This window comes from Nocardia glycosmidis (assembly GCF_052545115.1).
In genome coordinates, this window is record NZ_JBQWRH010000024.1 from 21,386 (window position 1) to 44,925 (window position 23,540).

Below are 23,540 nucleotides of genomic sequence, written 5' to 3' on the forward strand. Positions count from 1 at the left end.
GCTGTGTCATCCGATAGCCGCCCACCCGATCCTGACACCAAGACTCAGAGCAACAGCGAGAGCGAGAATCCGGCGATACCGTCCCCGACTCCGAAGACGGATCATCGGCCCCGCAGTAACAAGGACTGGTGGCCGGAGCAGATTGATGTCTCGGTGCTCCACGCCCACTCGTCCAAGGCAAACCCGCTAGGTGAGGACTTCGACTACGCCAAAGAATTCCAGAAGCTGGACGTCGACGCCCTGAAGGCGGACGTCAGTGCAGTCTTGACCGATTCGCAAGACTGGTGGCCGGCCGACTACGGCAACTACGGCGGCCTGTTCATCCGGCTGAGCTGGCACGCGGCCGGTACGTACCGCATCGCCGACGGCCGCGGCGGCGGCGGTCAGGGCGCCCAGCGCTTCGCGCCGCTCAACAGCTGGCCGGACAACGCCAACCTGGACAAGGCTCGCCGACTGCTGTGGCCGGTCAAGCAGAAGTACGGGGACAAGATCTCATGGGCCGACCTGCTGGTGTTCGTCGGCAACGTGGCCCTGGAGGCGATGGGGTTCGAGACGTTCGGCTTCGGCTTCGGCCGCCCGGACATCTGGGAGCCGGAAGAGGTCTTCTGGGGCCCGGAGGACACCTGGCTCGGGGACGAGCGCTACAGCGGTGACCGCGAACTGTCGACTCCGCTCGGCGCCGTCCAGATGGGCCTGATCTACGTGAACCCGGAAGGGCCCAATGGCCAGCCGGACCCGGTGGCCGCGGCGCGGGATATCCGCGAGACCTTCCGGCGCATGGCGATGAACGACGAGGAGACCGCCGCGCTGATCGTCGGCGGTCACAGCTTCGGCAAGACGCATGGTGCGGGCGATGCCGACCTGGTCGGCGCCGAACCGGAAGGCTCCTCGATCGAGCAGCAGGGCCTGGGCTGGAAGAGCGCCCACGGCACGGGTAAGGGGAAGGACGCTATCACCAGCGGCCTGGAGGTTGTCTGGACTTCCACCCCGACCAAGTGGGGAAACGGCTTCCTGCAGAACCTGTACGGCTATGAGTGGGAGCTGACCAAGAGCCCCGCCGGGGCATGGCAGTGGAAGCCGCGGAACGACGCGGGTGCGGGCACCATCCCGGATCCGTTCGGTGGGCCTGCCCGTAATCCGAGCATGTTGACCACGGATCTGGCGCTGCGGGAGGACCCGATCTACCGGGAGATCACACGACGCTGGTTGGATCACCCCGAAGAGCTGTCCGAGGCGTTCGCCAAGGCGTGGTACAAGCTGCTGCATCGCGACATGGGGCCGATCAGCCGTTACCTCGGACCCTGGGTTCCCGAGCCGCAGCTGTGGCAGGATCCGGTTCCCGATGTCGATCATGAGTTGATCGGCGAGCAGGATATCGCGGCCCTCAAGAGCAAGGTCCTCGAGTCCAGCCTGTCCGTTGCTCAGCTGGTCAAGACCGCCTGGTCGGCGGCGGCAAGCTTCCGCAGCACCGACAAGCGCGGCGGCGCCAACGGCGCGCGGATTCGTTTGGCGCCGCAGAAGGACTGGGAGGTCAACGAGCCGGGCGAGTTGGCCGAGGTACTGCCGGTACTCGAGCAGATCCAGCAGGACTTCAACAGCTCGGCCTCCGGCGGCAAGCGGGTGTCGCTGGCCGACCTGATCGTTCTGGCCGGGTCCGCGGCGATCGAGAAGGCCGCCAGGGACGCGGGACATGACGTCACGGTGCCATTCGCGGCCGGGCGAACAGACGCCGCACAGGACGACACGGATGTGGAGTCCTTCGCAGTGCTCGAACCGCGTGCCGACGGATTCCGGAACTATGTGCGGACCGGCGAGAAAGCTCCCTTGGAGCGTCTGCTGCTCGACCGGGCGTACATGCTGGACGTGACCGCTCCGGAGCTGACGGTGCTGATCGGCGGCCTGCGCGTCTTGGGCGCCAACTACGGTGGCACCCAGCACGGTGTATTCACCGACCGGCCGGGCGTGTTGACGAACGACTTTTTCGTCAACCTTCTCGACCAGAACACGGAGTGGAAGGCGTCCGAGTCGGCGGAGAACGTCTACGAAGGTCTCGACCGGTCCTCCGGCCGGGCCAGGTGGACGGCCACAGCCAATGACCTCATCTTCGGGGCGCACTCGGTGCTGCGTGCGGTGGCCGAGGTATACGGCCAGCACGATAACGAACGGAAGTTCGTGGACGACTTTGTCGCCGCGTGGGTCAAGGTGGTCGACAACGATCGGTTCGACCTCGCCTGATCTGCATAGACGAATCCAGGCCGGCCCCCTGTGGGGTCGGCCTGGACTCGTTTTGCCATCCAGCTCCGGCGTGGTCGTTCTCGACCACGCATCCCAAGGCCGTCGCGACATGACAAACTGACTCCTTGTGTCACCGCCGCGCCAACTTGCAGTTTATGAAAATTTGCAGTTTGTGCTAAATTATTCGCCATGTCCCGCTCCGAGCATGCCGAGCCAACGATCGGCTTGCGTGAACAGAAGAAGCGACGGACGCAACTGGATCTCTGCATGGCCGCTCGGCGGCTGACGGTAGAGCATGGGCTCGATGCCACGACCGTCGAGGACATCGTGCGAGCCGTCGGCGTCTCGCCGCGCACGTTTTTCAACTACTACGAGACGAAGATCGACGCGGTGGTAGGTCCGGTCGGCGAGATCGGCACACCGCACTTGCGAGAACAGTTCGTCGCAGGCGGGCCGACCGGCGTCCTCATGCACGATCTCACTTGGCTTTTCGCCTCCGGGTTCGAATCCGAAAGTGAAGTGCGCGAAGGAATTTCGTTGGTAGCCGAGATAATCAAGACCGAGCCGCGGGTGCTCGCGGCTTTCGTCGCCTACGGCGTACGGCTGGAGACCAGCTTGGGCGAACTTCTCTCGGCGCGCCTGACCGACGATATAACGCCCGAATTCGTTTCGCTCGCAGCGGGAATCATGACGACCATCACCACGAGGGCGGCGAAGTCCTCGACGGGTGATCCGACCGTATCGCTGGCTGCGGCGATGCGCGAGCACTGTGCAATGGCCGCCCGGCTCTTCGAGCAGCCGGCGGGCCGGAAAGGAGACGTACCGACATGACCACGACAGCCGATTCGCCCGCCCCTATCGTCCTCACCCAGAGGCGGGTCGGGCTCATCTTCGCCGCACTGATCGCGGGCATGTTCTTGGCCAGCCTCGATCAGACGATCGTCGGCACCGCCATGCCGACCATCGTCGGCGATCTCGGCGGCATCTCGCACATGGCCTGGACCGCGACGTCATATCTGCTGGCGACCACCATCATGATGCCGATCTACGGAAAATTCGGTGATCTGTTCGGCCGGCGGTGGCCGTTCTTGTTCGCGATCACCATCTTTACCGTCGCGTCCGTCGGCGCCGCCGCCTCGACCAGCTTCTGGGAGTTCATCACCTTTCGCGGCCTGCAGGGCATGGGTGGTGGTGGCCTGATGATCCTGGCGCAAGCCATTATCGCCGACGTGGTGCCGGCGAAGGACCGCGGCAAGTACATGGCCCCGATGGGCGCCATCTTCGGCATTACGTCGGTAGCCGGTCCGCTTCTCGGCGGCCTTTTCGCCGATCACCTCGGCTGGCGCTGGTGTTTCTGGATCAACGTGCCGATCGGTATCGCCGCGCTGTTCATCGCGTTCCGCTATCTGAGCATTCCCAGCCACCGCCCCAAGACTCGGCCCGACTACCTCGGCGTCGTGCTCATGTCGGCCGCGACCACGCTGCTGATTCTGATCACCGACTGGGGTGGCAAACAGTACGCCTGGGGTTCGACGGTGATGCTGACGATGATCGCCGCATTCGTGGTGGTCGTGACCGCCTTCGTGATCACCGAGGCACGGGCCGAGGAGCCGATGCTGCCGTTGTGGTTGTTCCGCAATCGAACGTTCGTGTTGACCTCGGCGATCGGCTTCCTGGTCGGCCTGGTGATGTTCGCCGCGCTCGCCTTCATTCCCACCTACCTCCAAATGGCGACCGGTACTTCGGCTTCGGTTTCGGGTTTGTTGTTGATACCGATGATGGTCGGTCTGATGATCACCCTGATCGCGTCGATGACGAGGGTCACCAAGACCGGTCGCTACAAGGTCTATCCGCCGCTCGGCGCGGCGCTCATGTTCGTGGACCTGCTGTGGCTGACGCGACTGGATGCCGACACCCCGATGTGGGTGGTTTCGGCGATGCTGTTCGTGATGGGCGCGGGCCTCGGCCTGATGATGCAGATCATCGTCCTGGTCGTGCAGAACGCGGTGTCACCCAGTCAGATCGGCACCGCCACCAGCGCCAACAACTACTTCCGTGAGATGGGCGGCGCGCTCGGTGTCGCTGTCCTCGGCTCGATTTTCACCAACCGGTTGACCGATGGCCTCACCGAGGTGTTCCGGTCGCACGCTCCCGAGGCGGTTCAGGCGAAACTCGACCCGAGTGCGCTGGTGCCATCGGTGGTCAAGAACCTGCCCGAGGCCCTGCACGACGCGATCGTCGGGGCGTATGTCGACGCCCTGGTCCCCGGTTTCTGGTATTTGATTCCGGGCGTCGTGATCGCATTCGTGCTCGCGCTGTTCATTCCACACATGAAGCTTTCCGACGAGGCGGGCATGGTCGCCCGCGGCGAAGCGGTGATGGAGGAAGATGTTCAGCGGCAGAACCTCGATCCGGAACCGGAGCTCGTAGCCGAGCGCTGAAACGTGGCAGCCCGGCTTCGGCGAGGGACGGAAACGACTCCCTGGCATCGGTACACGAAACTGGCAGGTGCCGCCGCATATCGTCCCTCGCCGCCCCAACTAACGTCCGGCTAGCTCGGCGACCACCGGAGCGAACCTGTCGGCGAAGTCGGCGCCGAAGACGAAATAGGAGAAGCCGATCTCCTCGCGTCGCCGCTGGATTTCCTCGGCGGCGGCCGCCGGGTCATCCGGAAGTACGGTCACCGCGTCCGCCGCACGAAGCGCGGCAGGGTCGGTGTCGGGGGGCGCCATGTGCGGTGCGACAGTGTCACCGATGACCGGCACGGCGAGAGCGAGCTCGACGTCCCCGATGGTGCGGAACTCGCGTGCCAGCCGCTCGACTGCGCCCCGAGGCTGATCCCCGAGCGCGAAGGTGACTGTGTCTGCGACCTCGGCCGCCAGCGCCCGGGCCTTCGGGCCGAGTACGGCCATCGCCACCGGCGTGTGCCGGTCGGGGCCGTCGAGTTCTCGCAGCTTCCTGACGGTCGCACGTACCTGTGCCAGCCGCTCGTTCGGCGGCGGTACGCCGGGCAGTCCCTTGTCGCGGAGCTCGTCCTCGATTCCCGGCCTGCCGGTGCCGATGCCCATCTCGAAGCGACCCTCGGTCAGCAGCGACAGCGAGTGCGCTTCCCACGCCGTCAGCCAGGCCGGGCGTAGCGGAGAGGCGTACACCCAGGTGCCCACACGCAGGTCGGTCAGAGCCGCGACGGTGGCCAGCATGGGGCCGGGCGCCGGTTGCGTCTGCGGGAAGTCGGGCACCAGCAGCGTCGAGTAGCCGCTGTCGGCGATGCGGCGCACGCGATCTCGCCACGTCGCCACGTCGGTCCTGAGCGGGGTAACGACTCCGAATCGAAACGGTCGTGTCATGCCTGGACTCCTGTCCCTATTGCCTTCCCCGATTGAAGTGCAACGCGACCCCAGCGGCCCCCGCCACGGTCGCAATCCACGCGAGCCAGTGGACACCCGAACCAACTTCGACATCACGCCCGACAGGAGAACACACCAACTCGGCAACGCACATCGATACCGAGCCCGCCCGACTCCGGGCACCGATGGTTATCCTCGGCGCGGGCCCTGACACTCCCCTGGGCGCCGAGACCGCGAGTTACGCCGCGTCGATTGCCGAATTCTCCCTGATAGGAGCGACCAGTGAGGCTTCCGGTTTTCGCTGCGGCGCGGTGAATGTCGAGGCGGCACAAAGGATTGCGAGAGTGAAGCACGTCAGTGTGTACCAAAGGTTCCCGACCGGGTCTCCCCCGCTCGTGTAACCGTCTACGGCGCCGAAGAATTCGGGTAGAGCGGTGCCCCAGAGCAACCCCATGACACACAGGTACACCACGCTGAACCACTGGACGAAGCGGCTGGTGTATACGGGGACATCTGACGGTCCCCGGCGCAGCGACAACCATTGACGGGCCAGAATCGGAATCGCGACGAGCGTGACGACAGCCAGTTCCGCCACGTAGACGACCGCCCGGACCGTCGTGCCGCTTACGCCGAGGACCGTCGCCGGTAGCGGGAGGATGAACGTGCCCAGCGACGCCGAAATACCGATCGCCATTGTGCGCCACACCAACTGGAGACCGCAGAAGTGCCGGCCCTGGTCGACGTCGCGACCGACGAACAATTGGACACATAGTGCCAGCGACATCGGCCACAGAGCCGCGAAGACGACCAGGCTGCCCAGCGGGACCGAATCGAACAGGGGTTGGTTGATCGGGTTCGTGGTCGACCATTCCCACCATCGCAGCTGCGGTCCGAGGTGGTCGAAGATTTCGTAGAACACGTGGTGCACGAATCCTACGCAGGCCGCGCCGACGAGCACACCGTACCGCCGGAAGACGCCGAGCATTCTGACGATTTCGAACGCCAGTGTGGCCATCAACGGATAGATCGCGATGATGTACAGCGGGAGCCGGCCCCAGAGGAAGTCGACGGTGAACACGTTGTGCGCGAACATCGTGTCCACGTGGTCTCCGATGCCGAAGGCGGCGGGAAAGTAGAGCGGTGGTTCGATGATGAACAGGTATGCGGTAGCGCCGAACCACAGCACCAGGTTGGTGGGATCGCCATTCCGGCGCAGGCGCACGATGGCGAGCACGAGTGCGAGCGCCGAGCCGAGAATGATGGTGAACTCGAGGACCGGCAGCGTCCAGTTCTCCAATGCGAGCGGGTTACGGACCTCAACGAGTCCGCCGGCCTCCTGGCACGAAAAGCCCAGTGCGGTGGCGAGGTGCTCGAAGGTGGGTGAGCAGTGATCGGCCAACGGTTTGTCTCCTACAACGCGGCCGCGTCGGCGGTGTACCAGCGCGAGACGTCGTAGCCGGCCTCGTAGCGCTCGAACCATATGCCGGCCAGCGCGGGCAGCTTTTCGTGGGCTGGGTTGTGCTTCGGCAACTGGCTGCGGACAATTCCCGTCAATGCGATGAGCTGCTCCCCCAGCGGTAGGTGATCGAAAGCGCGCCCCATCGGGCCGTTGTCCGCGCCGCGAAGCAGCGGTAGTCGCTTGCACAGGTTCTGCTTATGCCGGTGGGATGCGAACATCGACAGCGCATCGATCTTCCGATCCTCCAGCGGGACATGCTTGTTGAAGCCGGCACAAGCCACCCTGATGACCTTCATGACGTGCCGGAAGATCGATGGGGACGTACGCATCCGGTAGACATCGCTTCCGACAACGGAATCGAAGATGATGAGCGCGGAACCTCGATGCTCGACTTCTTCGACGAAGTGCCAGATGAACAGTGAGGCGACGCGGTCGTCTCCGGGCCGGAACAGAGTCGAATCGTGGTCCAGCATCAGCTTGAACACCGGAGTGAAAGTCGCCTCCAGGTCGGCGGTATAGGCGAGCCGATAGTTCAGCGAGCGGTCTCTGGTGAGCCGGTCGAATTCGCCGATCACTTCGTCGAGCGTCTCCTGCAGCCCCGGATACCGTGTGATCAGGCCCTTGACATGTTGCCGGTGCGCGGCCGAGTGCTGTCCTTCTTGCCGCATGAACGCGTCCGCTTCCTCGGCAACCGCAGGATCGGTGATCAGCGGCTTGGTTTGCAGAATCGTCTTCACGATCATCTTTTCGAAGCCGATCGCCAGGAACGAGACCGCGTTGGCCATGCTCGAAAAGGCCGGATTCGCTTCGTTCCAGAGGAAGGGCACAGCGTAGTCCGCGAACGCGAAGCTCATTTTTCGGACGTGGAGATCGGTCACTTTGCGGCACCTCGTCGTGCGGGAATGAGCTGGTCCGGCGGCCCGTTCGGATGGCACCGAAGCCATGGTGCACTAATCATACAGAAAGCGGAACAAGTGTATGGTCATATTCGTCGTTACCGCCCGAATCGCGCGACAAGCGAGCGGAGGCCCCGTGGTACCGTCAGGGACCCTGATCCGGATTGTCGGCGGACTTTCCCACATGGAGGACTTCGTCGACCGACACGGTTCGAGCCGAGGAAGCGGGCAGTGGCAGGAAGGCGCGGGTGGGGCGGCAGACCACCGGACAACGACGAGGAAGCGTCCCGTCGGATAGTCGCCGCTGCGGTCGATCTGATCGGACGAACGGGTTCGGAAATCAGCATCGCGGACGTCGCGGAGTCCCTGGGCGTCATCCGTCAGACGGTGTACCGATACTTTCCCAGTGCCGACGCCCTGATGAAGGCTGCGGCGATTGCGTCGGTCGACGGATTTCTCGATCGATTGACACAGCATGTGAGCGGTATCGAAGATGCTGTCGATGCGATGACAGAGGGCGTGGTCTACACACTGACCGAGGTGCGCCGAACCCCCCATCTGGGCATTTTGCTCACCGGCAGCTACTCGAACGCCCACCCCGATGGCCTCACCTCCGAAGAGGCGCGAACTTTCGGAATGACGATGGTCAGGCGCTTCGACGTCGACTGGGAGCACTACGGATACGACGACGCATCGTTGCGTGAGCTCGTCGAATACGTCCTGCGAACGATGCAGTCGTTCTTCATTTCCCCGGGCAATCCACCACGCGGCGACGATGATCTGCGCCAATATCTTCGGCGCTGGATGGGGGCCGCGATCATCGCCCAAATGCAGCCATCGGCGAACATTTAGCGGCTAGTAGCCCCGCAGCCGCGCTCCGACTCTCGCGCACGCGCCCCCACGCCGTCGAACTGCGTCACCCGTGCTGCTGACTGCATGTATTCCGCACCCACCGTGCAGCGACAAATGAGTGCCCCCGCGTTCGAATGGATCTGCGGGCCGCTCCGCTCCGGCACGGCCCACAGATCTCGGCTGAGCCTATTGCGCGGTGGTCTGCCGCTTCGGCAACCTCCAACCAGGCCGCGGAAAGTGGCAGGTATAGCCGTCCGGGTAGCGCTGCAGGTAATCCTGATGCTCGGGCTCGGCCGCCCAGAAGTCACTCGCCGGGGTGACTTCGGTGACCACCGTGCCGGGCCACAGGCCCGAGGCGTTCACATCGGCGATCGTATCCAGCGCGCTGCGCTTCTGGTCCTCATCGAGATAGAAGATCGCCGAACGGTAGCTGGTACCGATGTCGTTGCCCTGGCGGTCCTTCGTCGTCGGATCGTGGATCTGGAAGAAGAACTCCAGCAGCGCACGGTAATCCGTCTGCACCGGGTCGTAGACGATCTCGATGGCCTCCGCGTGGCCCGGGTGATTGCGATACGTGGGGTGCTCGTTTCGCCCGCCGGTGTAGCCGACCCGCGTCGACAGTACTCCCGGCTGTCTACGGATCAAGTCCTGCATGCCCCAGAAACATCCGCCGGCCAGAATTGCCTTCCGGCCGGTGAAAGCCGGCTCCGTCCGGTCCTCCTGAGTGGCGGGGTGCTGCTCAGGCGACAGGGAATGGACCGTCGCGGGATTCAAGTTGTACTCGCGTGCCACATGACCTCCTCATACCGTCCCCCCTATAACCCGGGCTCCGGCCCGGAAAGTCCCACCCGCCCCGCCTTCGCAGACTACGGCTCGCGCCCTCCTCGAGCGTGACGGCGTAATCCTCGATGCGCTCGCTCTCGACCGCTTGTCCGTGCGTGTGGCACGATCGCGCAGGTGACCAGTAGATCCGCCAGGGACAAGCACCTGGACGACCTTGCGCGACTGCGCCGCGTCCGCGACCGGATCGACCGGGAATACGCGCAGCCGCTGGACGTCGAGGCGCTCGCGCGCGACGCGCACATGTCGGCCGGGCACCTGAGCCGCCAGTTCCGGCTCGCCTACGGGGAGTCGCCGTACTCCTATCTGATGACGCGGCGGATCGAGCGCGCGATGGCGCTGCTCCGTCGTGGCGACCTCAGTGTCACCGAGGTCTGTTTCGCGGTCGGTTGCTCGTCGCTGGGCACCTTCAGCACTCGCTTCACCGAGTTGGTCGGTGTGCCGCCCAGCGTCTACCGGCGGGAGGCCGCGCAGGCGATCGCCGGCATGCCGCCGTGCGTCGCCAAACAGGTGACCAGACCGATCAGGAATCGAGAAGCGCAGGCTACCGAGTCGCAACTAGCGTGATCGCCATGGACATCACCATCAACTCGAGCTTCCTCCCGCACAACGGCGCGGACGCAGCACTGGCCTTCTACCGCGACACCCTGGGCTTCGAGCTCCGCAAGGACGTGGGATACGAGGGCATGCGCTGGCTCACGGTCGGACCCGTGAACCAGCCCGAAACCGCCATCGTCCTGTTTCCGCCGGACGCTACGCCCGGCCTCACCGACGACGAGCGCCGCACCATCGCCGAAATGATGGCCAAGGGCACCTATGGCAGCATCCTTCTGGCAACCAAAGACCTCGACGGCACTTTCGAGCGGGTGCAGGCAGGTGACGCCGAGGTTGTCCAGGAGCCGACCGAGCAGCCCTACGGCGTTCGCGACTGCGCCTTCCGCGATCCCGCGGGCAACATGGTCCGCATCCAGGAGCTGCCGTGAGCCATCCGGGTATCGCGGCTTCGATCTGCACAGACATCCTTTGAAGGACCCACGCACGACGCCGGTGGCCGCCGCCTGGTAACCACCGGCTCATGCGGCAAAGACGATGATCGCCGCGCCGCTGATGACCGATCGCGAACTGATGCGCGATGGCTGCGCAGCGACGAGCGAGAACCAGACGTTGCACTCGAAGCTTGGTTGGATCGAGACAGGCGACGCCGACGGAGACCGCGAAGGCGGCCCCGCGTAGCCAGATGGAGACACGATGAGCATGGCCACGAAGACGGACGCGCACCCGCCCGCGCCGCACCCTGCCGACAGCCACGATGTGATCCGCGTGCACGGCGCGCGCGTGAACAATCTGAAGGACATCAGCATCGAAATCCCGAAGCGCCGGCTGACGGTGTTCACCGGCGTCTCCGGCTCCGGCAAGAGCTCACTGGTGTTCGACACGATCGCCGCGGAGTCGCAGCGGCTGATCAACGAGACCTACAGCGCCTTCGTGCAGGGCTTCATGCCGACACTGTCGCGGCCGGAAGTCGACGTCCTCAACGGGCTGACGACCGCGATCATCGTCGACCAGCAGCGGATGGGCGCCGACCCCCGCTCCACAGTCGGCACCGCCACCGACGCCAACGCGATGCTGCGCATTCTCTTCAGCCGACTGGGCAAGCCACACATCGGCTCGCCGCAGGCGTTCTCCTTCAACGTCGCCTCGATCAGTGGTGCGGGCGCGGTCACCGTGGAGCGCGCCGGACGGACCATGAAGGAGCGTCGCAGCTTCAGCATCACCGGGGGCATGTGTCCCCGCTGTGAGGGCCGCGGCTCGGTCAACGACATCGACCTGACCCAGCTGTACGACGACAGCAAGTCGCTCAACGAGGGTGCGCTCACGATCCCCGGCTACAGCATGGACGGCTGGTTCGGCCGCATCTTCAACGGCTGCGGCTTCTTCGACCCGGACAAGCCGATCCGCAAGTACAACAAGAGAGAGCTGCACGACCTGCTCCACAAGGAGCCGACGAAGATCAAGGTCGACGGCATCAATCTCACCTACGAGGGGCTGATCCCGAAAATCCAGAAGTCGATGCTGTCCAAGGACCTCGACGCGCTGCAGCCGCATGTCCGGGCGTTCGTCCAGCGGGCGGTGACGTTCACCGTCTGCCCCGAGTGCGGCGGCACCCGGCTCAGCGAGGCGGCTCGGTCATCGAAGATCAAGGGCATCAACATCGCCGACGCCTGCGCGATGCAGATCAGCGACCTGGCCGAATGGGTCAGCGGCCTCGATGAGCCGTCGGTAGCGCCGCTGCTCATGTCCCTGCGCCACACCCTCGACTCGTTCGTGGAGATCGGGCTGGGCTATCTCTCGCTCGACCGGCCCTCGGGCACGCTGTCCGGTGGCGAGGCGCAGCGCGTCAAGATGATCCGCCACCTCGGTTCCTCGCTGACCGACGTCACCTACGTCTTCGACGAGCCCACAGCGGGCCTGCACCCGCATGACATCCAGCGAATGAACTCGCTGTTGCTGCGGCTGCGGGACAAGGGCAACACCGTACTCGTCGTGGAACACAAACCGGAGACGATCGCGATCGCCGACCATGTCGTCGACCTGGGCCCGGGCGCCGGTACGGCAGGCGGCAGCGTCTGCTTCGAGGGCACCGTCGACGAGCTGGGGGCCAGCGGCACCATCACCGGCCGCCATTTCGATGACCGGACCACCTTGAAGAAGACGCTGCGCAAGCCCGACGGCGCATTGGCGATTCGCGGCGCGACGACGAACAACCTGCGCAATATTGATGTCGACATTCCGTTGGGGGTGCTCGTCGTCATCACCGGGGTGGCCGGGTCCGGCAAGAGTTCGCTCGTGCACGGATCGATCCCCGCGGGCGCGGATGTGGTTTCGGTCGACCAAGGCGCGATCCGCGGCTCGCGCCGGAGCAACCCGGCGACCTACACCGGGCTGCTCGACCCGGTCCGCAAGGCGTTCGCGAAGGCCAACGGCGTGAAGCCGGCGCTGTTCAGTGCCAACTCCGAGGGCGCCTGCCCCACCTGCAACGGAGCCGGTGTCATCTACACCGACCTGGCGATGATGGCCGGCGTCGCCACCACCTGCGAGGAGTGCGCGGGGAAGCGATTCCAGGCGGCGGTGCTGGATTATCACCTCGGCGGCCGCGACATCAGCGAGGTGCTCGCGATGTCGGTGGCCGAAGCCCAGGAATTCTTCGATGCCGGCGAGGCGCGCACCCCGGCCGCGCAGAAGATTCTCGACCGGCTCGCCGACGTCGGGCTCGGCTACCTCACCCTCGGCCAGCCGCTCACCACGCTGTCCGGCGGCGAACGGCAGCGGCTCAAGCTGGCCACCCACATGGCGGACAGGGGCGGCATCTACGTCCTCGACGAGCCGACCAATGGCCTCCATCTCGCCGATGTCGAGCAGTTGCTCGCCCTGCTCGACCGGCTCGTCGACTCCGGCAAGTCGGTCATCGTCATCGAGCACCACCAAGCGGTCATGGCGCACGCCGACTGGATCATCGACCTCGGCCCCGGCGCCGGCCATGACGGCGGCCGGATCGTCTTCGAGGGCACCCCCACCAACCTCGTCGGCGCCCGTTCCACCCGCACCGGTGAACACCTCGCGGCCTACGTCGGCGCTTGAGCGGATTCGTCTTCGTCATCCCACGGCGACGATTCCGCTCGGCTGCCACAGCTTCCGATGGCCTGCCACTGGATTGTGTCCCGCTTTGCGGAGGCCATGGCATGCCGGTCGCGGGGCTGAAAGTCGGTAGTCGCGTTCGGCGGGAGCGTCGAGCCGTATCGGGTGGCGGCGGGCGCGGGTTGTTGTCGATTCTCAGAAGGTGAACTGGTCGCCGTAGGCGGTAGTCTGCACCAGCCCCTGTGCGGTATTCAACGTGGTGGTGATGAAGGGAACGGCCGACACCGGCGAAGCGCATTGGGCGACGTTCAACGCGGCGTTGTTGAACGTGATATGGAACGGGAACGCGGTGTTGTTGGTCAGGGGCGCCGTCGCCGTTGTCGCCGTGGTGACCTGGCCGGGCCCCAAGGTAGCCGTCAAGACTTCTGTCATGCCCAGCGTCCCGCCGACGCTGGGTCCGAGGCTGGCACTGGGCGGGCTGACGCTGGGTGGAGTGATCGAGGCGCTCGGCGGGCTGATCGTGGTGGTGGGCGTAGGCAGCTCGGGTGTGAGCGTGACGCTCGCCGGGCTGGTCGAGGGGCTCGCCGGGCCGGCTGAAGCGGTGGCAGGGCTCGCCGCGCTCGCTGACGTGGCGCCCGGGCCGGCCGAAGGGCGCGCCGAAGTGGTGGCAGGGCTCGTCGAAGGGCTCGCCAAGCTGAGCGAAGTACTCGCCGGGCCGGCCGAAGCACTTGCGGGGCCGAGCGAAGCGCTCGCGGGGTTGAGCGAAACGCTCGGCGGGCTGAGTGTAGGCGAAATACTCCAGTCCAGCGCCTGACCAGGCTCGATTCCGACGGTGACACCGCCGGCCACACTGATCCCGCAGCCGAGGATGAACCCTGCGGCGGCCTGACCGGACGTGATCGGGTCACCCTCCACATCGACCGAGTAATTTCCGGACATCTGCGCGGCATGCGAGAACGACATGAGGAAGTTCGGAGCCCGGTCACCTGGCGGATTCACCCCGATATAGTCGACCGATGCCGTCAGATGAACTCCCGATCCGGACACATCCGCGCCGGGCGGCTGAGCTCGGCCTTCGGCATCCCAGGCCCGTACGCCAAGGATGGCCAGGGTAGCCGAGGCCGTGCCCGCCACGGCGATGAGGAGCGGACGTCGCATACCCGGATCCTGTTCTCGAAGATGTGCACCAGCGTGTCTTCGACAGCTCGATATCGCCGGACAGCAGCTGTAGCTATCGACTGGCAATCATAACGGAGCTATCAGGCGGGGCAGCTTATGCGACAGCAGGGCGTGTCGACCCAGGCGTACCTGCCCGTCACCTACTTCATGAGCCTCAGTAAGCCGAGATTTGGTTCGAGTGCGCCGTCCTGGCCGAGCGCCAAGAAGTCTGCCTCGACGGCCGAGTACGCGAGTTTCCCAGCGCGTACCGCGCGGTAGCGCACGAACGACCAGAGGAAGACATCGAGGTTGTCGAAGCGGGTGCCACCTTCGAGCACCTCCTCCTCGTGAAACCACACGGCCACTTGACCGCTGGCGAGCACGACATACAGATTGCCGCCCCCGTCCGCACCGATCGAGTAGACATCGTCGTCGGTCAGCTCTGTCGTGTAATCCGAATCGACTATGCCGCAGTCGTTTCCGGCGAATTCGAACCCGTAGGACCAGTCGAAGATGTCCAAGAACTGCGGCAGCCGGCCTGAGCGCACCCGGCGGTCGAACGCGGCCAGTGCCGCCGCATCCGCGGGAGCCAGTCGCGCGAGAAGCGGCGCCACCGGCCGGGTCTGCCCGGAAAGGTGGACGGGTTCGGCAGCGGGAAACCAACGCGCCAGGTCGGCGTCGAGGTCGCGATCGGTGTAGCCGACCAGGTCGGCGAGGGTGAGCGTCACGCGGGGATCGTAGACGTTGCGGCGCTGCGACAGACGAGAACCCATGCGGCGCAAAGCAGCCGGAACTGCCGCATACCGAACAGCTGCGGACGCGCTGCCTCGGGTCACAAACGGTGCTGAAAACCAGCTACCCCGACCGCGATCCGGCCGCTCGATTGCCGACCGGTGCCGCAAGATCTTTCCGACACCCACCGCTGCAGGTCCTGGTCGACGAGCATGATCTACGCCTGTGCGACCAACCGGTGCACGACTTCTGTGGCCCAGCGGGCGATCATCCCCGACTACAGCCGTGGTTCGCTGTGCACCCGGGATTCATTCAGCAACGAATTCCGCCTCGCGCTCCACCGCCTCGATGGTCTGTTGTGGTACCTGGATCGGACCGGGGGTGTAGGTAATCGCGCGCAGGTCACCGGTGTAGCGGAAGGTGCCGCGGCGCTCGCGCAGATCCCACGAGACCGGGCCGCGGGCGTCGACGCCGACGGAGATACCGGTCCACGGCGACATGCCGACCAACTGGACCTGGTCGAGTAGCTGCGCGATCTGGACGCCGTCGATCTCGATGGCGAAATCCCACCGCAGTCGTGGTCGCACTGTGGCGCGAACTGTGATGTGCTGTGCGCCGATCGCGAGAAGTCCGGTCGTGACCGTGTTGTCGAGGCCGTAGCTGTTGAGACCGAATGTCACCCGGCCGTTCTCGATATAGAGCACATAGCCGCCCAACGGATCGCCATGCGCGACAAGGACACCTTCGTCACCAGGCTGGTAGTCGCCGAGTTCGGCCTCGATGGCGAAATACCGGTACGCGATCAGGCGCTGTGAGCGATAGCGTTCCAGGGTGGGCGTGCCGAACAAGAGGCGGACGGGAGCCGAGAAACGCGACTCCTCCGGCCGCCGCCGCGCCAGATCCTGGCGCGTGACCAGCGGAAAAACCGTATTGGCCCAGGCTGATTCGTCCCAGGCAGCGGCCAGTTCCGCGACCTTCTCGGGAAACTGCGCGGACAAGTCGTGCAGCTCTGTCGGGTCGGTACGGACGTCGAACAGCTGCCACGTCGGCCGGTCGACATCGGTCTCCGGGTCATACAGCGACAAGAGCTTCCAGCCGTCGCGGTAGAAGCCGCGGTTGCCTACCATCTCCGAGTATTGCTCGGTGTGCTTGGACAGCGCTCGCGGATCGCGCAACGTATCGACTGCTGAAACACCGTCGAATTCCTTGGCGGGCAGACCTTTGCGCACACCGGGGTGACGCAATCCGGCCAGCTCCAGCAGCGTCGGTGCGAGATCGGTGACATAGGTGTACTCGTGCCGGATACCGTTGTCATTCGCGGTGCGCGGCAGCCCCTTCGGCCAGGAGAGCAGGAACGGCACACGGACGCCACCCGCGAAGGTCTGGCCCTTGTAGAAGCGGAACGGCGTATTGGACGCCTGGCCCCAGCCGCGCGGATAGTGCACGCCGAGCTTCGCGGTGCCGATCAGCTCCTCGTCGTGTGGCACATCGCCGACCCAATCCGGATCGGTGATCTGCGCGAACTGCGCGAAATAGGTGCGGGTGCCTTCCGGTCCGCCCTCGGCGGTGCCGCCGTTGTCGGAGGTGAACACCACGATGGTGTTGTCGAGCTCGCCGAGTTGCTCGAGCGTGTCGAGAATGCGTGCGAGGCTCTGGTCGATGCTATCGACCATGCCCGCGTATACCTCCATGTAGCGGGCGAATCGTCGCTGATCGGCAGGAGTCAGCGAATCCCATTCCGCCGCTTCGTATCCTGGCTCCGTGTTGCGCGGCTTCTGCTGCGTGCCCGCGGGGAACAAACCCTGGGCGAGCTGGTTGGCGAACCGGCTCCGACGTAGTTCATCCCAGCCCTCGGCGTAACGGCCTCGGTATTTGGCCAGATCCGCCGGCTTGGCCTGCAGTGGTCCGTGCATGGCGACATGGGCGAAGTACAGGAAGAACGGCTTGGTGGCGTCGTGCGCGCGCAGATCCTTGAGGTAGCCGATGGCCTTGTCGGTCAGATCGTCGGTGAGGTAGTAGCCGTCCGGGTATTCCTCGATGTCGACCACCGATGAGTCCGAGACCAGCTGGTTCGGATAGTAGAAGGAGTTGAGCCCCTCCAACGATCCGTAGTACCGGTCGAAACCGCGCTGGGTCGGCCACGAATTTCGGTTCGCGGCCGGGTTCATCGTGGCGTCGCGTACCAGGTGCCATTTGCCCACCGCATACGTCGCATACCCATTGTCGCGCAGGATCTCCGGCAGGGTCAGGACGTCGTCCGCGAGTTCCAAGCGAAGGCCTGGATATCCAGGATCGGCATTGGCGACGAATCCGAAACCTGCTCGGTGAGCGTTGATTCCGGTGAGCAGCGACGCACGTGACGGCGAGCAGAGCGGGGTGGTGTGGTAGTTGGTCAGCCGCAGACCGGTGGCGGCAAGCCTGTCCAGCGTCGGCGTCTCGATCTCGGAGCCGAACGGGCCGATGTCGCTATATCCCATATCGTCGATCAGCACCACGACAATGTTCGGAGCTTCCGCGGGTGCGGTAGGCGGATAGGCCCACTCTGGGGTCGATTCGACCGTGGTGCGACCGATACGGCCACCGAAATCTTCGTAGCCGCGAGCGTAGGATGGAGCAGGCATTATTCCAGTCAAACCGCCCGCTCCCCGGATCGCGACCCTTTCGCGCACGGTGCGCCGAAGTGGTGACCGGGCGGTCTATTATTCACAGCTGCACCATCAGGTCCCACAAGCCGCCGGGTCCGCCGGCGCCGGCCGGTTCGTCGGACAGTGCGATCAGCGGCATGACAGGACGTCCCGATTGCGGACCACTTGATAGCGTCGACAGCAGCGACCTGGCCTCGGAAGCCAGTCGGAGAGTTGGAGGGCACGGATGAATACGGCCCAGCGCTACGAGTTATTCGCCGAGTACGAGGTACGCGGGCATTCACCGTGTTACGACGAGTGGTGTCGTGGAATCGCTTCTGACACTGATGTTGTCGATTTGATCGAACAGCTTCCGCCGGACAAGCGGCAACCGAACCTGGTCCTGGGCGCGGCCCGTTATGTCGGCGTCGAACCATCGGACTATCCGGGTTTCAAAGCCTGGCTGACGGAGCATTGGGTCCAGGTTGCCGAGGTGGCATCGGTCCGGCGCACACAGACCAACGAACCCGGTCGTGCGGCGGTCTTGCTGCCGGTGCTGGCGCGTATTCCGGGCCCACTGTCGCTGATCGAGGTGGGCGCCTCAGCCGGGTTGTGTCTGTATCCCGACCGGTACAGCTACCGCTACGACGACCGGGTAGCGCTCGATCCGGGCGACGAAGTGTCGTCGGTCGTGCTCTCTTGTGCGACGTCGGGGAATCCGCCGCTGCCTTCCGGCCTGCCAACGGTGACAGCACGGACAGGGGTGGATCTGAATCCGCTGGATGTCAACGACACCGACGATGTGCGCTCGCTCGAATGTCTGATCTGGCCCGAGCAGCAGCATCGGCTGCGGCGATTGCGCGCCGCGGTCGGCGTCGCTCGGACGGACCCGCCTCGACTGGTCGCCGGTGACCTGCTCGATACCGTCGCGGATCTGGTCGACGCGACTTCCTCGGATACCACCGCGGTGGTCTTCGGCAGCGCAGTACTCGGCTATCTCGACACCGACTCCCGCCGCGCGTTCGAGGCGATGGTACGGGATCTTCGGTGCCGTTGGATCGCCAACGAGGGTGCCGGCGTGCTCGATGCGGTTGCGGCACGACTTCCCGAGCCGCCCACTGCGAATCGGGGCAGTTTCGTCGTCAGCCTCGATGGGCAACCGCTTGCCTACGCGGGCGCGCACGGGCAGTCATTGGACTGGATCGACGGCGCCGCCGCGCACGGATTTTGATCGGTATCACCGGACGGGCCGGTGGCCAGGGGGCAAACGAGGGTGGCGCGGACTCGTAGCAGCGGCACGAGCCGGCTGCCGCGAAGGCAGGCACCGCAGGCCGGCTCACCGAGGACCTCGCCGCCATTGCGGCAGCTGCTGCGCCCGACCAGGTCGCGGGACCCGTTCCGACGCGACCGGATTCACCTTCGTCAAAGGGTGAGTTTGCCGGGCGCCGCCCATACCGCGCCCGGCTGGACTGATGCTGGATCAGGATTCCTGCCGCTGCGGCAGCCTCTCAGTACACGGTCAGTGGCGGGGACTGGGGAAAGTAGACCGGCATTGCCGTCATCGCCCGGTGGAACGGACCGGGCCGCCAGACCAGCTGGTCCGCCGGCACCGCGAGCTCCATTTCGGGGAGCGCATCGAGCAGCTGATCGATCGCGTTCTGCACAGTCGGGTACGCGACGAACTTCGCCGGGCAGGTATGCGGGCCCGTACTCCACGCCAGATGCGAGCGATTGCCGATCCGGCTCCCGCCGGGCTCGTCGGTGCCACGGATCTCCGGGTCGTTGTTGCACGCGGCGAGGCTGATGAGGACCGGCTGGTCCGCCGGCAACCAGACGTCGTCGATCATGATCGGCTGCCGCGGGTACGTCGTGCAGAAGTTCGCCATCGGCGGGTCGTTGAACAGCACCTCGTCGAGTGCGTGTTCGGTGGACAGGTTCCTGCCAAGGCCGTCGCTTCCGTACCGGAACCGGTCGTCGGTGAGCATCAGCAGCAAGGTATTGGTGATGAGATTGCGCTGCGCTTCGAAACCCGCGCCGTAAAAGCTCATCAGTTGGGCGAATATTTCCACGTCGTCGAGATCGGCCGGGTGCTGCGCCAGCCGCGAGGTGGCGTCGTTGCCGGGCTGTTGCCGCTTGAGCTGGATCAGCTCCATCAGCGCGTCTTTGAGCATTTTCATGCCTTCGGTGGGATCGACCGAATCGAACCGCGCGGCCATCCCGGTCGCGACCCGCCGCCCGATCTCAGCCGGACAGCCGACCACCTGGTTCAGGAACTCGAGGACCAGCGGAAACGCATACTGGCTCACCAAGTCGGCGGAACCGAACTCGCAGAATGTGTTGATCAGCGGGACAGCGATTTTCTCGACGGTGGGACGCAGGGTGTGCGTATCGATCCCGTCGATGCTCGCGACGGACGCTTGCCGATAGCGAGCATGCACCGCACCGGTGTTGTATCGCGCGGCCGGTAACCACTCCATCATCGCCCGAACCGGAGAGTCCTCGGGGATGGTCTTCTGCCAGGTCCTTGGATCGGATGGAAAGTGATTGGGGTCGTTGAGGATTCGCACCGCAGTCCGGTAGCCGATCACCAAGGTCGCCGGCACGCCCGGTGCCAACTCGATCGGAACGAGCGTGCCGTACTTGCGACGCATCTCGTGATAAGCGTGATGCGGGTCGGCGACGAACTCCGGCGTATACAGCGGAACTCGGCTGTCATCGATACCGATGAGTGGTCCGTGCGGGACGGGGCAAGTTCCGGTCGCAGCGGTGTGCGGTGCGGGTATTGGGGACGGGGTGGTCAAAGACGTGACTCCAGATGGTGAACAGGGATTCGACGAGAGTGCAGTGAGTGCGGACGCGCGCCTCGATGACGTGCATCGAGCGAGGTCAGTGGTGCGTCGGGTGCCAGATCAACCACGACCGCCACGGCACTCAGCATCGTGAGGGGTCAGAACCATGAAAACACCACGGCGATATCTTGATTCATCAGTCCTCTCGTCGTTGACGGGTTCGAAACTACTACAAGCTTCCGCTACCTGTCGTCCGGCACGTGGCGACCAGCCCACGCTAGCAACCTCGCGACGAAGTTCGATGCCGGGGCTCGCGATCAGTCCCGTGCCGGTGCAATCGCCGCGCTGGCGGATCACGCGGACTGGCCGGCCCACGAACGGGTGCGCGGCCCACTGACCGCACCGCACGAACTCGCCTGAGTAAGTCCCGTGCTATCCAAGGGAGGTCGGTCGGTCCCGGACCGGCTCGTCGTCCCAGTGCAGATCGCGGTCAGCAGTATGCGCGTGATCCGGCGGAACAACGTTGGGATTGAAGGATTCCCGGATATAGCAAAGCGGCCGATCGACGAGCACGATGACGTAGGCCTTCGCGGCGCAGAGACGGCCATCCGGCCATCTGGTCAAGCCCGCGCGCAGTATGTCACGCCGCTGGGATACACCTCGAGAAATCAAGTTGTGGCCGATCGGCATCCGGACATCGTCCACGCCATATTCGGCTGCGGGTCCGCCGACGAAGACGACGTAATTCACTGATACGGTCACCAGGTCGGAGTCGACCAGCGATGAGCGGCGGACGACGACGCGGTCGGTACCGGATACCCGCAACGCCTCGGAGACGCTGCTGGGCAGGCGACTGGCCACCATATCGTCCTGCCGGAGCACACGAACCTGGAGTTCCGTCCCGAGCATCGCCTCGAGCACCGGCATGGTGGCACCATCTCCGGCCAGCAGCATCCTGGTGAGCGGATGACCGAACCGCCCGATCACGTCTCTGTTCATCCGGAAACCCGAACCACCGGCCGAGGGAAGGCCCGGCGGTTCGGGGACGGATCGAATGATCGTCACAACTGTCGGCTCCGTGCAGTGATTTGCACTGGAAATCCGTGCCGGAAAGCCGGGCTAAGCAGTGGCGGCATCCGCATCCTTCGGCGGAATGAATGGGCGAACGATGCCATCCATTTCGTCGGCGGTGCGAGGTCGACTGGTCAGGCCGAGTACTGGCTCGGTCGTAATTCGTACCTCACCCATCACAGTGTCCGCACCCAATGGATCGCGCCAGATATTCCAGACCGGGGACATATCCAAGTGCCCCATGTACTTGATATTCACCTCGGCAGGATCCTCGTCGAGAAGTTCGGCTTCGGTGACGATGGCGTCGGTATCGGTGCGCTCTTGTTCTCCCGATGACTCGTCCACGTCGGTCAGGCCCGCGATGATCCGGGTAAACGACTCTTGTGGGGTGTCGCCGATATGTGCCTCGGTGAGGCTGCTGGCATGCGTGAAATATTCTTCCGAACCGACGTACTGCTCGTACATACGCGAAACCAAGACCAGGAATCGCCAGTACGCCCGCCGATAGGTGTAGTCGAAGAAGCCGAGCGCCTCGGACTCGCTCATCTCACCGCGCAAGGCGGTCGCGATCGCCGCCGACGCGGTCAGCGCTCCGTACGTCGCCAAATGTACGCCGGTGGACAACAGCGGATCGAGGAAACATGCCGCGTCCCCGACAATGGCATAACCGGGACCATAGAACCGGTCGGAGACATAGGAATAATCCTGCTCGGCCCGGACCTCGTCGACCTGCTGTGCTCCCTCGAGCAACGCACTCAATGGCGCACTGTTACGGATGACATCGAGGTAATAAGAGTCCAGCGACTCGTGCTCACTGCGTTTCGCGACAAACTGACGTTTGGAGATCACATAGCCGACGCTGAAGCGGCCGTCCGCCAAGGGAATGTGCCAGATCCAACCCCCCTCCGGGGTCGAGATGACGTTGATCGCGCCTTCCGGACTGTCCGGATGCAGGCGGGCTCCGGTCCAGTAGGACCAGATCGCGGTGTTCCGAAAGGCCTTGTGCTGCTTGCGCATATCGAAATGCCGCTTGGCCAGCAAACCCGCGCGGCCCGAGGCGTCGACAAGGAAGTCGAATTCCGTGGTTCGGGTCTGATCGTCGTCCGGCCCGGTCCATTCGACAGCCCTCGGACGGTCGCCGTCGAACAGCACCTTGGTCACAGTGGCCTGTTCGATCACTTCGGCACCCTGCTTGGCGGCATTACGGAGCAGGATGTCGTCGAACGCGGCGCGGTCGACCTGCCATGACCAAGCGTCCGCGTCCACGAGCCTGGACCAGTCCAATAGCCAAGTATCCTTCTGCCATAGAAAGACTCCGCCGCGCTTGACCTGAAAACCGTGCGCAGCGATCGCGTCGTAGGCGCCGGACAGGCGCAGTGTCGACAAGCACGACGCCAGCAGCGACTCCCCGATGTGATATCGCGGGAATCTCTCTTTTTCCAGAAGGGTCACTCGAATGCCCGCTCGCGCGAGCAAGGCTGCCGTAGTCGAACCGGCTGGGCCTCCTCCGATTACCAGAACATGCGGATTGTACCCCATAGCAAACTCCCTGGAAGTGCTGATAACGGATGGTGCGCCCGCACCGAAAACCGAACCAACTCCGGGCCCACGACCTTGCGTAAACCCGGATCACGTGTTGTCTCTGGTTAGCTGGACCAGAGCGCACACGATTTTCATCGTAGCAAAAGATACCGACCCGTGCGGGATATTAGCTGAAATACGTTGCCTGCCAGCAATATAACCGCAGGCTGAGCGGGTTTCGCTGATACTTGCGCCATTTCGATGGGCCGATTTGCGGACACGCAAAATCTATTCCCGGGCGCAGTCCGACCGATCACAGGTCGATGAACATGCATACACCTTGCGCCGGGCCAGGAAAACTGTCTATTCCATTGCCCGCG

The 23,540-nt window shown here is 64.6% G+C and carries 20 protein-coding genes and 1 pseudogene; 10 read left to right on the top strand and 11 right to left on the bottom strand.

All coding sequences use genetic code 11. From position 1 onward, the window contains the following. Positions 1-3 precede the first annotated feature (3 nt). The 3 genes from katG (at position 4) to ACT86A_RS24505 (ending at position 4,676) form a co-directional block, all read left to right on the top strand. Positions 4-2,235 (top strand): catalase/peroxidase HPI, encoded by a 2,232-nt coding sequence (gene katG / locus ACT86A_RS24495; protein WP_445094558.1) that lies wholly within the window; start codon positions 4-6, stop codon positions 2,233-2,235. A gap of 189 nt (positions 2,236-2,424) precedes the next feature. Next, a complete protein-coding gene (locus tag ACT86A_RS24500; RefSeq protein WP_445094559.1) occupies positions 2,425-3,066 on the top strand; it encodes a TetR/AcrR family transcriptional regulator in 642 nt (213 codons plus the stop codon). Continuing rightward, positions 3,063-4,676: an MDR family MFS transporter gene (locus tag ACT86A_RS24505; protein WP_445094560.1), complete on the top strand. Its 1,614-nt coding sequence runs from the start codon at positions 3,063-3,065 to the stop codon at positions 4,674-4,676. Before ACT86A_RS24500 ends, ACT86A_RS24505 begins: the two co-directional genes overlap by 4 nt. A 99-nt stretch (positions 4,677-4,775) precedes the next feature. Here ACT86A_RS24505 and ACT86A_RS24510 read toward each other — a convergent pair whose 3' ends face one another. The 3 genes from ACT86A_RS24510 to ACT86A_RS24520 form a co-directional block, all read right to left on the bottom strand. Then, entirely contained in the window at positions 4,776-5,582 is an 807-nt protein-coding gene (locus ACT86A_RS24510; protein WP_445094561.1) for an LLM class flavin-dependent oxidoreductase, read from the bottom strand. A 238-nt stretch (positions 5,583-5,820) separates the two neighbouring features. After that, on the bottom strand, positions 5,821-6,981 hold the full coding sequence (locus ACT86A_RS24515) for a hypothetical protein (RefSeq protein ID WP_445094562.1): 1,161 nt from the start codon (positions 6,979-6,981) through the stop codon (positions 5,821-5,823). An 11-nt stretch (positions 6,982-6,992) separates the two neighbouring features. Then, positions 6,993-7,919 carry a metal-dependent hydrolase gene (locus ACT86A_RS24520; RefSeq protein ID WP_445094563.1) on the bottom strand — a complete coding sequence of 309 codons (927 nt, stop codon included), beginning with the start codon at positions 7,917-7,919 and terminating at the stop codon, positions 6,993-6,995. Between the two features lie 249 nt (positions 7,920-8,168). Here ACT86A_RS24520 and ACT86A_RS24525 point away from each other — a divergent pair, with 249 nt between their 5' ends. Beyond that, entirely contained in the window at positions 8,169-8,789 is a 621-nt protein-coding gene (locus tag ACT86A_RS24525; protein WP_445094564.1) for a TetR/AcrR family transcriptional regulator, read from the top strand. Positions 8,790-8,975: 186 nt separating this feature from the next. Here ACT86A_RS24525 and msrA read toward each other — a convergent pair whose 3' ends face one another. Next, positions 8,976-9,443: a peptide-methionine (S)-S-oxide reductase MsrA gene (gene msrA / locus ACT86A_RS24530; RefSeq protein WP_445094594.1), complete on the bottom strand. Its 468-nt coding sequence runs from the start codon at positions 9,441-9,443 to the stop codon at positions 8,976-8,978. A gap of 303 nt (positions 9,444-9,746) precedes the next feature. Between msrA and ACT86A_RS24535 the strand changes: the two genes are divergently transcribed. From ACT86A_RS24535 to ACT86A_RS24550, 4 genes are all read left to right on the top strand, one after another. Further along, a complete protein-coding gene (locus ACT86A_RS24535) occupies positions 9,747-10,196 on the top strand; it encodes a helix-turn-helix transcriptional regulator (protein ID WP_445094565.1) in 450 nt (149 codons plus the stop codon). A gap of 5 nt (positions 10,197-10,201) precedes the next feature. Continuing rightward, entirely contained in the window at positions 10,202-10,612 is a 411-nt protein-coding gene (locus ACT86A_RS24540; protein WP_445094566.1) for a VOC family protein, read from the top strand. A 106-nt stretch (positions 10,613-10,718) separates the two neighbouring features. Beyond that, positions 10,719-10,862: a hypothetical protein gene (locus ACT86A_RS24545; RefSeq protein ID WP_445094567.1), complete on the top strand. Its 144-nt coding sequence runs from the start codon at positions 10,719-10,721 to the stop codon at positions 10,860-10,862. A 15-nt stretch (positions 10,863-10,877) separates the two neighbouring features. Beyond that, positions 10,878-13,268 (top strand): ATP-binding cassette domain-containing protein, encoded by a 2,391-nt coding sequence (locus tag ACT86A_RS24550; RefSeq protein WP_445094568.1) that lies wholly within the window; start codon positions 10,878-10,880, stop codon positions 13,266-13,268. 192 nt (positions 13,269-13,460) lie between these two features. Here the strand turns inward: ACT86A_RS24550 and ACT86A_RS24555 are convergent, their stop codons facing one another. After that, on the bottom strand, positions 13,461-13,697 hold the full coding sequence (locus ACT86A_RS24555) for an MspA family porin (protein ID WP_445094595.1): 237 nt from the start codon (positions 13,695-13,697) through the stop codon (positions 13,461-13,463). Here ACT86A_RS24555 and ACT86A_RS24560 point away from each other — a divergent pair. Next, complete coding sequence (locus ACT86A_RS24560; RefSeq protein ID WP_445094598.1) at positions 13,696-14,079, top strand: hypothetical protein; 384 nt, start codon at positions 13,696-13,698, stop codon at positions 14,077-14,079. The genes ACT86A_RS24555 and ACT86A_RS24560 overlap by 2 nt on opposite strands. Here ACT86A_RS24560 and ACT86A_RS24565 read toward each other — a convergent pair. The 3 genes and pseudogenes from ACT86A_RS24565 to ACT86A_RS24575 form a co-directional block, all read right to left on the bottom strand. Next, positions 14,037-14,423: pseudogene (locus ACT86A_RS24565) on the bottom strand (MspA family porin); the annotation flags it as partial. The gene ACT86A_RS24560 and the pseudogene ACT86A_RS24565 overlap by 43 nt on opposite strands. Before the next feature lie 161 nt (positions 14,424-14,584). After that, positions 14,585-15,196, bottom strand: coding sequence for a hypothetical protein (locus ACT86A_RS24570; RefSeq protein WP_445094569.1), 612 nt, complete (start codon positions 15,194-15,196; stop codon positions 14,585-14,587). A 267-nt stretch (positions 15,197-15,463) separates the two neighbouring features. Continuing rightward, entirely contained in the window at positions 15,464-17,776 is a 2,313-nt protein-coding gene (locus ACT86A_RS24575; RefSeq protein WP_445094570.1) for an arylsulfatase, read from the bottom strand. A gap of 250 nt (positions 17,777-18,026) precedes the next feature. Here ACT86A_RS24575 and ACT86A_RS24580 point away from each other — a divergent pair, with 250 nt between their 5' ends. Then, positions 18,027-19,010, top strand: coding sequence for a DUF2332 domain-containing protein (locus tag ACT86A_RS24580; protein ID WP_445094571.1), 984 nt, complete (start codon positions 18,027-18,029; stop codon positions 19,008-19,010). Between the two features lie 277 nt (positions 19,011-19,287). Here ACT86A_RS24580 and ACT86A_RS24585 read toward each other — a convergent pair whose 3' ends face one another. The 3 genes from ACT86A_RS24585 to qhpG all read right to left on the bottom strand — a co-directional run bounded on the left by ACT86A_RS24585 (position 19,288) and on the right by qhpG (position 23,178). Beyond that, positions 19,288-20,580, bottom strand: coding sequence for a cytochrome P450 family protein (locus ACT86A_RS24585; RefSeq protein ID WP_445094572.1), 1,293 nt, complete (start codon positions 20,578-20,580; stop codon positions 19,288-19,290). Positions 20,581-21,000: 420 nt separating this feature from the next. Continuing rightward, positions 21,001-21,567, bottom strand: a complete 567-nt coding sequence (locus ACT86A_RS24590) for a hypothetical protein (RefSeq protein ID WP_445094573.1) — start codon at positions 21,565-21,567, stop codon at positions 21,001-21,003. A gap of 120 nt (positions 21,568-21,687) precedes the next feature. Continuing rightward, on the bottom strand, positions 21,688-23,178 hold the full coding sequence (gene qhpG / locus ACT86A_RS24595) for a flavin-dependent monooxygenase QhpG (protein WP_445094574.1): 1,491 nt from the start codon (positions 23,176-23,178) through the stop codon (positions 21,688-21,690). Positions 23,179-23,540: the final 362 nt, after the last annotated feature.